We start from the raw sequence: 12,223 nt of genomic DNA, 5'->3' as shown, positions 1-12,223 counted from the left end.
TCCGCCGCGGATCGGCGCGTCAGAGCGGTATCTGGCCGAGGGCGACGCCCACCACCAGCATTACCAGCGAGACCACCGCCGCACGCCACAACACCTTCTTGTGATGATCGGCGAGTCCCACGCCGGCCAGGGCGACCAGCAGCAGGATCGCTGGGACCAGCGGGCTCTGCATGTGAAACGGCTGTCCGGTGATCGAGGCCCGCGCCATCTCGGCCGCGCTGATCCCGTAGTGGCTCGCGGTCTCCGAGAGCACCGGCAGGACGCCGAAGTAGAAGGCGTCGTTGGACATCAGGAACGTGAACGGGATGGACAGCACGCCGGTGATCACGCCCAGGTGCGGACCCATCGACTCGGGGATGATGCCGGTGACCCAGGTGGCCACCGCCTCCACCATGCCGGTGCCCTTGAATACTCCGGTCAGCACAGCGGCGGCGAGCACCATGCCCACCACCGACACGATCGACGACGCATGCCGGGTGATCGCGGCCTGCTGTTCGGCCACGTGCGGGAAGTTCGCCATGAGGGCCACCGCGGCGGCGATCATGAAGAGCACCGGGATGGGCAGGATGTCCATGGTGAGCACCGCGAGCAGTGCGACGGTGACGACCGCGTTGAACCACAACAGTTTTGGTCGAGCGAATTCACCGGAGATCGCGCCCGAGTCGTCGGCGGCACCCTCGAATGCGTCGCCGCCACCGAGGCCCGTTGGTTCCGACCCACCTCCGACACCGGCCAGGACCCGCTCGCGAACCACGATCGAGCCGATCCGCTTGCGCTCCAGCACTCCCAGGTGCCATGCGAACGCCAGCACGATGAACATTCCGGCGATCAGCGACGGGATCATCGGGACGAACACCTCGGACGGAGAGATCTTCAGTGCAGCCGCCGCGCGCGCGGTCGGGCCGCCCCACGGCAGAATGTTCATGGTGCCGTTCGCCAAGCCGGCGACCACGGTGAGCACCACCGGGCTCACCCCCAGCTTCAAATAGAGCGGGAGTAGCGCGGAGACCGTGACGATGAAGGTGGTCGAACCGTCACCGTCGAGCGAGACGACCGCCGCGAGCACCGCGGTGCCGACCACCAGTCGCGCCGGATCGTGATCCACCATGCGGATCACGGTGCGGATCACCGGGTCGAACAGTCCGACATCGATCATGATGCCGAAGAACACGATCGCGAAGAACAGCATCGCGGCGGTGGGCGCCAGGTCCTTGATGCCGTCGGTGATCATCTTCCCGATGCCGCTGCCCGCCCCGGCCAGCAGGCCGAAGGTCACGGGAACGGCGATCAACGCCACGATGGGCGTGGCGCGCTTGGTCATGATGACGACCATGAAGGCGGCGACCATGGTCAGGCCGAGGGCAACCAACATCAGCTATCTCCTGAGTGAGTGACTGGAGCAATCTCAGAAGGGTCGCTGTAACCGGCATCACAATGCGAGCTTGTACGTATTAGTCGCGCTTTTGCGCGTTTCGCTCGGCGTTGTGCTGCCGGGTGACTAGTGCAGGGCGTGTCGGATCGCGGCGGCGACGCGGCTCACCGCATCGCGGGCTGCTGGGCTGATCTGGGTCATCGAGATATACCCGTGCACCAGGCCGCCCTCCCGCAACAGGCGGGTCGGGACGCCGAAGTCCTTGAGCCGCTGGGCGTATGCGATCGCCTCGTCCCGCAAGGTGTCGAAACCGGCGACGGTGACGAGTGTCGGCGGCACCCCGGAGAGGTCCTCCGCAAGAATCGGTGAGACGCGCGGATCGGTTCGGTCCTCAGGATCGGGCACGTACAGCTCGGACAGCCACTCGATCTGCTTGGCGGTGAGGGCGGGGTTGTCCGCGAACTCCGCACGCGAGCGGTAGCTGCCCACGGCATCTACGACCGGATACATCAACACCTGCATCCGGGGGCGAAGTGCCTCGTCCTGAAGCTGGTTTGACAGCACCGCACAGAGATTCGCGCCGGCACTGTCACCCAGCAAGACGATGCGCGCCGGATCGATGCCCCAGTCCGGGCAGTGTCCGACAGCGAATTGCCATGCCTCCCAGGCATCGTCGACCGCAGCGGGAAAGGGGGCCTCGGGAGCCAGCCGATACTCGACCGACAGCACGTTGACTCCGGCGCGGGCCGCGATGAGGCGGGCGGGGGAGTCGTACGCCTCGCGACTGCCGAGGACGAAACCGCCGCCGTGCAGGAACAGTACGAGCCCGTTGGCGCGCACCTTCGGCCGATACAGGGTGGCCCGAATGCCGCTGGGGAGAACGATATCGGGGTCCACGTCCACGGCCAAGTTCGCGGATTTGTCCGCGAAGACCCGGCAGTCGTTCTCCATGATGGCTCGTGCCTCGGCCACGGTGCCATCGCTGAAATCAGGCTCCTCTGCGGCAAAACGCATCAGCAGCGCGATCTCCGGCGCCATCACGTCGCCGTGGGCGTTGACGGTCGGCGGGACCAGCCGGCGGAGGGCTGCTTGCGGAACCCGGCCGAGCGCCGTGAACAGCGCGCGCTGCATCAACTCGCGGCCCGTCAATCGGCCGTCCGGTGCCGCGGACGCCGCGATGATCGCCGTCATGACGCGGCTCGTCCAGAGGCTGCCCGGCTGATCTCGGCGCGGCGAGTCTCGCTTTGTGTGCCGCCGACGGCGAGTTCGCGCTCCAGTCGCGAGCTGAACCGCAGATTGTCGTCGATGATCGACCCCCGGTACATCTTCCGGTCCTCGAGGAACACGTTCCGCATCTGCCAGGGCAGAGCGTCGCCTTGACGCGGCAGGGCCCGCTTGGCACGTTGCATGTAGCCGGCGTCCAGATCGAGGATCGAACGCGTGCCGACGCCCTCGGCCGCATACGGGGCGACGGTGTCGTACCCATGGGTGTCCATGTACCGGAGGAGTTCGATGAGGCTCTTGCCGAGTAGCGAAATCTTCAGTGTCCAAGACGATTTGGTGTAACCGATCGCCATCATCCAGTTCGGGATGCCCGACAGCAGGGCACCGCGGTACACCACCGCGTCGGACAGCTCGACGGGTCGCCCGTCGACGGTCAGGTCGATGCCACCGAATAGCCGCAGGTTCAGTCCGGTTGCGGTGACGATGACGTCGGCCGGCAGTTCCTGGCCGGACTCGAGCTCGATTCCGGTCTTGGTGAAGCGGCGGATCCGATCGGTCACCACCGACGCGCCGCCGTCGCGGATCGACGCGAAGAAGTCGCCGTCGGGCGCGAGGCACAGCCGCTGGTCCCACGGGTCATACGGTGGGTTGAAGTGCCGGTCCACGTCGAACCCCGCCGGCAGTTGCTTTTTGTTCAGGTGACGGATGACGCGCCGTGCGGTCTTGGGGAACCTGGTCATCAGCTCGACGACCACCCAGTCGAGCAACACGTTCTTCCACCGGGTCGCGAGGTAGCCGCGCCGCTCTCCGAGGAGCCGAGTGAGCTTGAGGCTCAGCGTGTCGACGCGCGGCAGCGACATGATGTACGTCGGCGTGCGCTGCAGCATGGTGACGTGGTCGGCTGCGCCCTCGCCCTTGAGCAGCGACGGGATGAGCGTGATTGCGGTTGCGCCGCTGCCGATTACGACGACCTTCTTGCCCGAGTGGTCGTAGCCCTCGGGCCAGAACTGCGGGTGGATGATGTCGCCCTCGAAGTCGTCCCGACCCTCGAACTCGGGGGTGTACCCCTCGTCGTACCGGTAGTAGCCCGTGCCGGCGTAGACCCACCCCGCCTTGATCACCTCGCTGTGCACCGCACCGGTGGCATCGGTGACCTCGACAGTCAGCACCCATTCCGCGTCGTCGCTCGACCACGCGGCGGCCACCACGTGGTGGCGATACCTGATGATCCTGTCGAGGCCGTACTCCTCGACGGTCTCCTTGAGGTAGTCCAGGATCAGCGGTGCGTCGGCGATCGCCTTCTCGTCGCGCCAGCTCTTGAACTCGTAGGCGAAGGTGTGCAGGTCCGAGTCGGAGCGAATGCCGGGGTACCGGAACAGATCCCACGTCCCGCCGCTGGCGGCACGGCCCTCGAGCAGTGCGATCTTCTTTGTCGGGAACTCCTTAGTGAGATACGCCGCCGCGCCGATTCCCGAGATGCCGCCGCCGATGATCACGACGTCGTAGTACTCCGGGCTGGGTACTGGGATGCTCATCTGTCGTTTCCTTCCTGCGCCGGCACTGGCGCCTTGCGATGCGCCTCAGATTGCCGGGGTCGACGTGGTGCGCACCACACCGAAATGCAACAACCTCTATCCGCCGATGGTGTGATTCGCACCGCTCTGCGAGCCGCCCGGATCCGCACTGGCTGATCCGCGCGCTTTGGGCGATACTCCCTGCACGTCGGCGAACCGAAAGGGTCAGCAATGAACGCGAAGCGTGGCGGAGATTCGTTCGATGAGCCCGGAACCACGCCGCAACGGAAGGGACCCCGCTCACGGTCGAGACGGGCTTTGTTGCTGGCGCTGAAGGTATTTGGCGCACTACTGGTGGTCGTGCTGCTGGTGATCGGTGGGCTGGTCGCGGTGATTTACTACCAGGGCAAGCGGGCGCCTGCCGGCAACCATGACTACGTGGCCCTCGGCAGTTCGTTCGGCGCCGGTCCCGGCGTCCCCGACCGTGACCCGACGAGCCCGGCCCTCTGCATCCGGTCCGGCAACAACTACGCGCATCAGCTGGCCGCGCTACGCCACCTGAACCTCACGGATATGACGTGCTCGGGTGCAACGGCGCAGAACGTGCTACACGGCGGGCAGTTCTTCCAACCACCCCAGCTCGATGCGGTCCGAGAGAACACGAAGCTCGTCACCATCACAGCGGGCGGCAATGACGTCTACTACCTGCCGAACTTGTTCGCGTGGTCGTGTGCGAAAGACCCTGGCGCGTTGTCGTGGGCGTGGCGGCTCGGCGTCTGTGATGTGAAGTCGGATGCCGATGGCGACCGGGCGGTAGCGCAGGTGGGCGCGAGCTTGACGGAAATCGGTGTCGAAGCGCACCGGAGGGCGCCGAAGGCGACGGTCGTGTACGTCAACTACACGACCGTCCTGCCCGACGCCGGGTACTGTCCTGCCAAGCTGCCCATCACCGACGCGCAGTTCGACAGAGCTCGACAATTGGCGAAAACGCTTGCCGCCAAAACAGAAGAGGCCGCACGTGCGACGGGGTCTGTGCTGGTGTCGGCAGCCGACCTGACTCGCGGGCACGATATCTGTGCGGCCGATCCGTGGGTTTACGGCTACACGTTTTCCGCGAGTCCGCTGAATTACGGGCCCATGGCCTATCACCCGACGCTGCGGGCCATGACCGAAATCGCCGCGCAGATCAACAAGACCCTCGATGCGAGATAGCCGACATAGCTGGGTGCAGCGCTGTAATCCTTGGTTGTGATCGGGCGGGGATAGCATCGTCGTGTGGCACGCGACGGTGTGGATGACATGTCGGTGGATGCCAGAACTCTGCTGGCCGATGTCATCTCGGACGGACAAATTGAGCGCATTGCTGAAGTTGCCGAACGCGTGGAGGATTCGATCGGCGGTTTGTTCGCTGAACCCGACGGAATGCGGCTTTCGGAGGTCATCGACTGCATCCTGCGGATAAACGCCGATGTGGTGGCGTCTCTGATCGAAGGGCGCCCACCGGATCTGGCGCTTGCCCGCGGGCTCGGAGCGCGCTGCTGTGAGGCTCGGGTTGCTCTTGCCGACGCGCAAACGCTGCGGCGAATGGTGTTCGACTCGGATTGGCGTCACCTGTTCATCAGTCTGCGGAGCCGGGCGGTGTCGATGGAGACGGCCGTTGATGTGACAGCCGCGCACTGGGAATTGATGAGCCAGATCGATGAAGCACTCGTGGGGGCGTATCGGGAGGTGGAGACCAACCGGAAGATGCAACGCGCCGAGCGCAACGCTGTGCTCGTCGACGCGCTTCTGGCAGGTGCGATGCCCGATCCCGACACAACCTTTGCCAGGCTCGGTGAATTGATGATCGCGACGGCTCCGCTCTATTGCGTGGCCGTCGTCATCGTTGCAAAGCTGGGCGAGGCGCCGCTGCCAAATGTCGAGAACTTACTGCGCCGGCAGTCGTTTGACTCGGCGTGGCGATTGGGCTCCGAAGCTCAGGTCGGCATCATCGCTGTTCAGAGCAAAAGCGGCGCAAGGCAATTGAAGGATGCGTTGGTCCGTCTAGGAGCCTCGTCCACAGGCATCAGCATTCCGGTTTCCGCCTTGGAAATCCCGAAGGGGTGGCGGCTGGCCCAACTCGCGGCTGAGACGACCAGCGAGCGCGAGCAAGTGGTGATCTTCGGCGACAACGTGGCCCGCACAGCGACGGTTGCAACATCCCCAGAGGTACTGCGGCTGCTCAGTGAACAGACTCTCCGTGAAGTCTTGCGGCTACCACAGGCAACTCGTGAGCATCTCCTCGAAACATTTGAGCGATGGCTCGACTGCGGCGGTTCCGTGCGGCTGACCGCACTAGCACTCGATAGACACCCCAACACGGTGCGCCAAAGACTCAACAAGATTCAGGAACTCACCGGCAAATCGCTTGATAATCCACGTGATGTGGCCGATCTCGTAGTCCTCATCGGCTTCGAAAGGGCCGCCTCGAAATCGACCTGAGAATCGACCAGGTAGCAGCCGGCAGGATTGCGGAATCGAACTGAACGCAGCGCCGGTCGGCGGAGGGCTCGGCCGACGAACTGTGCCGTAGACACTGTTTTTCATTCACAAAGATGGTCTCGGCGACGATGCCGTCATGGGGTGGTCCTCCCTAGTCTCGGGGCGTCATCGTGAAGTCTTCGCAGAAAGGGACCGGTATGGAATACCTGTTTGATACGGGATGGGTGGATAAGCCGGAGGTAACGGCTCCGGCTCTCCAGGGCGAAATTCGTTGTGACGTAGCGATCATCGGCGCTGGTGTGGGCGGTATGGCTGCCGGCCTTCGGTTGGCCGAGCGCGGCGTCGACGTCGTGGTGCTCGAGGCCGGAATCTGTGGCTGGGGAGCCAGCTCGCGCAACGGTGGGTACCTGTGTGATGCGCTCAGTGGCGATCCGCGCATGTTGTCCGCAGTACACCCGCGCCGGTTGCCCGGAGTTGCCCGATTCGCCAGGTCGGCGCTGAGCTTCGCAGAAGACCTGCTGGAACGCCATCAGATCGAGTGCGACTACAACCGTGTCGGCTGGGTCAGCATGGCCAGCACGACGCGTCATCGGGCGAAGAATGCCGAGCGTGCCGCCGTCGCCCTTCGGGCCCTCGGCAGTGAAGCCGAGTACGTGGACGGGCGCGAGTTCGGGTTGCCGCATGCGTTCATCGGCGGAGTCTACGAACCTGCGGGCGGTCTGTGTAATGCGGGCAAGTATGCGCTCGGCTTGCGGGATGTGCTCTTGGCTTCCGGCGCAAGGGTTTACGAGCAGACCCCGGTGCAGGATCTGGAATCCGGCGGGTCCTCGGTCGTCATCACAGTGCCGGGTGGAAAGGTGCATGCCGACCGGGTGCTGCTGGCCACCAACGGCTATTCGGCCGATCTGCCGTTCGCGCCTCCCCGGCTGGCCGCTCCGGTGTGGGTCTCTCTGCTGGAGACGGAGCCGATAGACCCGGAGCGTCTGGACAATACCGGGTGGACGAATCCGGCAGGTTTCGTCTCGAACAACCTCATCGTCTCGAATTTCCGGAAAACTCCGCACAACACGATCGTTTTCGGAACTCGTAATGTGCAGGCGCCGCAGGGCCCGCTGGGTGCCAGGACCACCGACCCGGCAGTCGCAACGGACCTGTTGCGCGGCTTCCGCGAGGCGTTCCCGTCATTGCGTGATGTCGCACCGAAAAAGACCTGGGGCGGTTGGATCGGGATGTCACCGACGCTGCTCCCGGTCGCCGGCCGATCGAACTCTCGAGTGCTCTACACCAACGGGTGCAACGGATATGGCATGACCCAGGCTCCTTACCTCGGCACACTGTTGGCTGATCGGTTGGCGGGTGATGAGATGCACGAGGACCTGCGGGCCGTCTGGTACGACCGAAGCTCCTTCCCGCCCAACCCGCAATTCTCCGCACTCGGCGCACGTGCACTGTGGGCGTTGGACCGCCTTACGGACGAGATTGACAGATTGCGCTCCTGAGGCGGGCGGCTTTGCGGGGTGCGCCCCCTGGTCAACGACCAGGGGGCGACGTAACAGCTCTGTTGGGGTCGGTCGGCGGGGGTGGTGAGGTGAACGGCGGAGCCTCGGGCGGTGACAGGCCTTTCTCTGTGGGTTGGACCGGGGAGGTGCTCGTCGGTGCGGGTGAGCTGGGAGCCTGGTGGTCGTCGTTGCCGCAGTCCGCGGTGAACATGCCGACGACGAGAAGAACTGCCGCAGCGCGGATCCAGATTGAGTTGAGCACGGTGGCCATCACTATTGCCCGGGCTGCTCAGTGGGCGCGGGCTGGGCGGGCGGCTCCAGTTGCGGGTAGCTCGGCGGGGCCGCATTCGTCGCCTCGCCGGTGGGCACCCCGGTTTTCGGTGGTGTCCCGGTGGGGCTTTCCAATAATGGCTGCGGCCACGGTCCTGCACTGGACACCATGCCCGGTAGCGTGCCGGTGTCGGACTGCATCAGGGCCGAGGTGCTGTCGGGAGGCACGATGCCGCCTTGGACCCCGTAGCGCATGTTGGTGTAATTGAGGATGAACGATTGATTGGGCGCTGACGGACCCGGCTTGCTGTTGGGCAGACTGACACTGGTTTGGGTCGGGTCTGCGGTCGGACCGCTGGTTCTCACCCCGCGGGTGTCGGTCATGTGCGGCGGATATGTGTATGCGCCCGTGCCGAATTCGTAGGTGTATGCCCCGGGATAGGGGGCGGTGGGCGTTCCCGGGAGAAACGGCAGAATCGGGTCCGCACTCGCGACACCGCTGCAGACTGAACCCATCGTGAGGATCATCGCACTGCCCGCGATGAATCGACTGACTCGGAGTTGTGGCACAGAGCTCTCCATTTTCATGGGCGGTCAAATCTTGATCGGGTCGCCGTAGATGGCGTATGAGAAATGGCTGGCCGCAGTCGAGATCCGCAAGTACGCATAGGAGCGGATGTTGACGTCGCCGCCACAGGCGTCGGCTTTGATGTGCAGGTTGTCAACGCCCAGCGACGCGGTGTTGCCCGGGCTCAGCGCCATGTTGGTCATCGGCAGATCGACGATGACGCCGGGCTGGACAATGGTTTCCAAGAAACCCGCTGCACCGATGGTGCCGCCGACACCGGACGGTACGCCCGCTGAACCCGCGACGCCGCCCGTGCCACCCATGACCAGACCCGCCGAAACGTCCGATTGGCAACCCAATTGATATCCGAGGATGAAAAGACTGTCCTGGATTGGACTTCCGCCTCCCGTTGCCGTTGCCGTCGCCGTGGCGGTGACGAATGCTTCACGGGAGTTGGCCGCCGCAGCGAGATTGGGAACGGAGTTCACCACTTCGTTCTTGATCTGAAGATTCAGATGCCAACCGTCCGGGGATACCTTGTCGTAGACCTGCGGAGCCATATCGACCGGCGCGGCATGTACCGCAGGTGCCGCGCACAGGCTCGCCACCGACGCGGCTACTGCCGCAGCGGCAAGGACAGGCGCGGATCCGACCTTCAATTTCATTGTTTTCCTTTCATTTTGGGTATCGAAATCATCCGAAGCTGTGCCGGAGGTGTGCTCGCTGACTCGAGCTCGTCTGTGTGTCCGCAGCGACGTTGGCGGAATGCAGTGCGCGGTAGGCACGAAGGTAGATGACGCCCTGGGCGCCCCACGTCGCCAGCGCGGCGGTGTAGAAGAACGTGCGGTTCTGGTCGTCGACGGGGAGCGGGCAGAAGTCGTAGATGATCGCGATGCCCGTCGCGGCCGCAGTGACCAAACCTGTTGCGATGGCGAGCTTCCGGGCGCCGGCGTCCCAGACTTTCTTGGCGAAGAACGCCAGGAATGCTGTCGTCAGCAGATTGGCGATCAGGTAGAACGTCGCCGGCCCGACGTGGAGAGTCTCGTCGTGGAACTTCCTCAGGAACATCGCGGCGACGGCGGCCAGTCCGAAGACACCGACCTCGACAGCGACCGTCGGCTTGTATCGATGGGTGACCGCCATCAGGCCCATGACGAGGATCAGCGTGAAACCGACGGACCGGGAGAACGCGTCCAGGAAGAAGGAGACGTCGAAGGCGATCCCGCCCTCCGTGGCGCCGAGCAACGACCCGACGAGGAAATTGGTGGCAGAAACTCCGACGATCAAGGATTCCAGGCCGAGCAGGTAGTTGCCGTAGTCGCGGATGAACTTCCATCCGATGTAGTAGCCGACGGCCGCCAGCCATACAGCGGCTGCCAGGAACACGAGGTCCTTCATGGTGGTAATTCCTCTCGAAGTGCGGTTGATGGCGGGACGCCGGTATGTGACGGGGTAGATGTCCCGCCGTTGCTCGTTGGGCGGTGCACTACTGTCGCGGTCTGGTGAGCTGGGTCACAACGACGGTGCTCACCCCTTTTGCTTCGGAAGCGGTGCAGGGTGCACATATCTGAATTCCCGCTGTGTGGCCCACTCTGGTTGGCGGCCCGCCCACGAGCTCAGGGGGCAGTTTCGTGGCGCTGTAGTCGGTCGAACCAGCGAAGTGCCGGCATCGCGATGAGGGTCGCCGCGGCCAGAGTGAGAAAAGCTGTCGCCGGATGCGGGACGAGCAGTCCGACGGCCGTGGCGATGACGACGCCGCCCAGATTGCCGGCCATCCAGATGAGTCCCGCCGCGGTGCTCTCGGCATCGGGCGCGTGGCGCTCACTCAGTGCCAGCACGATGGGCAGCGCAGGAAGTAGCACGAAACCCACTCCGATCAGGGTGAGGAAGGCCATCGTCGTACTGGGTGCCAGCGCCAGGTGCAGGCACGCCACCGCGGTGAAACCGATTCCGACGCCCATGATCTGGACTTCCCGGCGGTGTCGATCGGCCCACACCGGTACGACGGCGCAGCCGATGACCCCGGCAATCATGGTGACGGCCAAAACGAGGCCGGCGGTCGATTCCGAGACACCCGAGGGCTCGAGCAGTGGCTGTACGAAGGTCGCGAGCGCGATGAACGTGCCCATCGGGATGGCGACGACCGCGCACAGGCGCCGCAGATAGCGGTTGCCGAATGCGGTGCGGAAGGCCCGGATTCCTCCGGTCGTGCGAATGGACTCCGGGCCGCCCAGTGGCTGTGCGAAGCGAAGTGCCGCTAGGAGACACAGCCCGGCGTCGAGGGCGAGCAGCGCAGTGATGACGGTCAAGGTGTGGACGTGGTTTTCGCCCGGGAGGCAAGCGCCGAGCAGATATCCCACGACCATGCCACCGAATGTGGCGGAGGACGCGGCGGCGATGCCGGTGGCGCGGTCCTTTACGGCGAGGTAGCTGACGGCGAGGCCGGGGATCGCGTTGAGGACGAAAGGCTGGCCCACCGCCGCGACCACTTGTCCGATCAGCGTCCAGGTGAAGTCACCGGCGACCAGCCGCAGGAACGCGCCGGCCGCGGTGAGTACCGCGCCTGCGATGAGGGCCGGGCGGAAGAACCGATCGAGTGCCAGGCCTGCGGGAATGGCGAGCAGCACGTAGATCAGCGGGAAAACCTGTGACAGCCAACCGATTGCGGCGATTGACACGCCGAAATGCCGGGCGGCGTCGCCGGTCACGGGCGCGTAGTTCACCACGAGTGCCTGGGTGGCGGCGGCCAGGAGCCCGTACGCGGTGAAGACCGACCACCGGCTCTTCGCGTGCGCCTCGATACGGGGGCTTTCGAGCGTGTCCTCGATGCCGTTGCGGCGCACACGTTCTTCCGTGACACCCGTCGGCCATGCGGTATGGGCATGAAACATATTGCGCTGTTTGGTATTACGTCGAATCAAGACCCACGCGACGGCACCTGCGGCGGCGGCACGCGTGGCCGCCAACTCGGGCAGACTCATCTGCTGTCCTTTTGTTGATCAAATCCGGATTGCGCCCGACTGCGTCGGCGGACTGCCAGAGGTGTGACCGAACGAATATTCGTTCGTATGAGTGACGTAGGTTACTGCCGCGCGAAAGTCATGTCAACGGCTGGTTGGTCTCGTCGTTCGCGGCTCTTCGGAACATTCACGAATGACGTTCGCGCCCTTGAGATTTAGGCGTATAGTGATGATTCGCCACGATGGGATCGATGGCGGGTGGCCCGACGCGTTGCCGGCAAAACGGACGTGAAATCGCCTCGGGTGGCCGGCCGGGTGAGCGGGGCGGTGACCCC

The 12,223-nt window shown here is 64.6% G+C and carries 10 protein-coding genes; 3 read left to right on the top strand and 7 right to left on the bottom strand.

Annotation, left to right across the window (positions count from 1 at the left end; genetic code table 11):
- Nucleotides 1-19 precede the first annotated feature (19 nt).
- The 3 genes from QRN63_RS20290 to QRN63_RS20280 form a co-directional block, all read right to left on the bottom strand.
- On the bottom strand, nt 20-1,372 hold the full coding sequence (locus QRN63_RS20290; protein ID WP_285032476.1) for a CitMHS family transporter: 1,353 nt from the start codon (nt 1,370-1,372) through the stop codon (nt 20-22).
- A gap of 126 nt (nt 1,373-1,498) precedes the next feature.
- Complete coding sequence (locus QRN63_RS20285; RefSeq protein ID WP_285032475.1) at nt 1,499-2,563, bottom strand: alpha/beta hydrolase; 1,065 nt, start codon at nt 2,561-2,563, stop codon at nt 1,499-1,501.
- Nucleotides 2,560-4,131: a flavin-containing monooxygenase gene (locus QRN63_RS20280; RefSeq protein WP_285032474.1), complete on the bottom strand. Its 1,572-nt coding sequence runs from the start codon at nt 4,129-4,131 to the stop codon at nt 2,560-2,562. The genes QRN63_RS20285 and QRN63_RS20280 overlap by 4 nt, the downstream gene beginning before the upstream one ends.
- Nucleotides 4,132-4,341: 210 nt before the next feature.
- Between QRN63_RS20280 and QRN63_RS20275 the strand changes: the two genes are divergently transcribed.
- The 3 genes from QRN63_RS20275 (at nt 4,342) to QRN63_RS20265 (ending at nt 8,090) form a co-directional block, all read left to right on the top strand.
- The gene (locus tag QRN63_RS20275) at nt 4,342-5,322 is read left to right on the top strand and encodes an SGNH/GDSL hydrolase family protein (RefSeq protein ID WP_285032473.1); all 981 of its coding nucleotides are present in this window, start codon (nt 4,342-4,344) and stop codon (nt 5,320-5,322) included.
- Between the two features lie 63 nt (nt 5,323-5,385).
- Nucleotides 5,386-6,591: a PucR family transcriptional regulator gene (locus QRN63_RS20270; RefSeq protein ID WP_285032472.1), complete on the top strand. Its 1,206-nt coding sequence runs from the start codon at nt 5,386-5,388 to the stop codon at nt 6,589-6,591.
- A 197-nt stretch (nt 6,592-6,788) separates the two neighbouring features.
- Nucleotides 6,789-8,090: an NAD(P)/FAD-dependent oxidoreductase gene (locus QRN63_RS20265; RefSeq protein ID WP_285032471.1), complete on the top strand. Its 1,302-nt coding sequence runs from the start codon at nt 6,789-6,791 to the stop codon at nt 8,088-8,090.
- A 273-nt stretch (nt 8,091-8,363) separates the two neighbouring features.
- On the opposite strand, the gene QRN63_RS20260 is transcribed toward QRN63_RS20265, so the two are convergent.
- The 4 genes from QRN63_RS20260 to QRN63_RS20245 form a co-directional block, all read right to left on the bottom strand.
- Entirely contained in the window at nt 8,364-8,930 is a 567-nt protein-coding gene (locus tag QRN63_RS20260) for a hypothetical protein (RefSeq protein ID WP_285032470.1), read from the bottom strand.
- Nucleotides 8,931-8,954: 24 nt separating this feature from the next.
- Nucleotides 8,955-9,593, bottom strand: a complete 639-nt coding sequence (locus QRN63_RS20255; protein ID WP_285032689.1) for an MspA family porin — start codon at nt 9,591-9,593, stop codon at nt 8,955-8,957.
- A 28-nt stretch (nt 9,594-9,621) separates the two neighbouring features.
- Nucleotides 9,622-10,326, bottom strand: coding sequence for a transporter (locus tag QRN63_RS20250; protein ID WP_285032469.1), 705 nt, complete (start codon nt 10,324-10,326; stop codon nt 9,622-9,624).
- Between the two features lie 218 nt (nt 10,327-10,544).
- Nucleotides 10,545-11,909: an MFS transporter gene (locus tag QRN63_RS20245; RefSeq protein ID WP_285032468.1), complete on the bottom strand. Its 1,365-nt coding sequence runs from the start codon at nt 11,907-11,909 to the stop codon at nt 10,545-10,547.
- Between the last annotated feature and the right edge of the window lie 314 nt (nt 11,910-12,223).

This window comes from Mycolicibacterium sp. lyk4-40-TYG-92, assembly GCF_030209435.1.
GTDB lineage: Bacteria > Actinomycetota > Actinomycetes > Mycobacteriales > Mycobacteriaceae > Mycobacterium.
The sequence above is the reverse complement of the archived record's forward strand: the minus strand, read 5'-3'. Positions and strand labels throughout refer to the sequence as shown.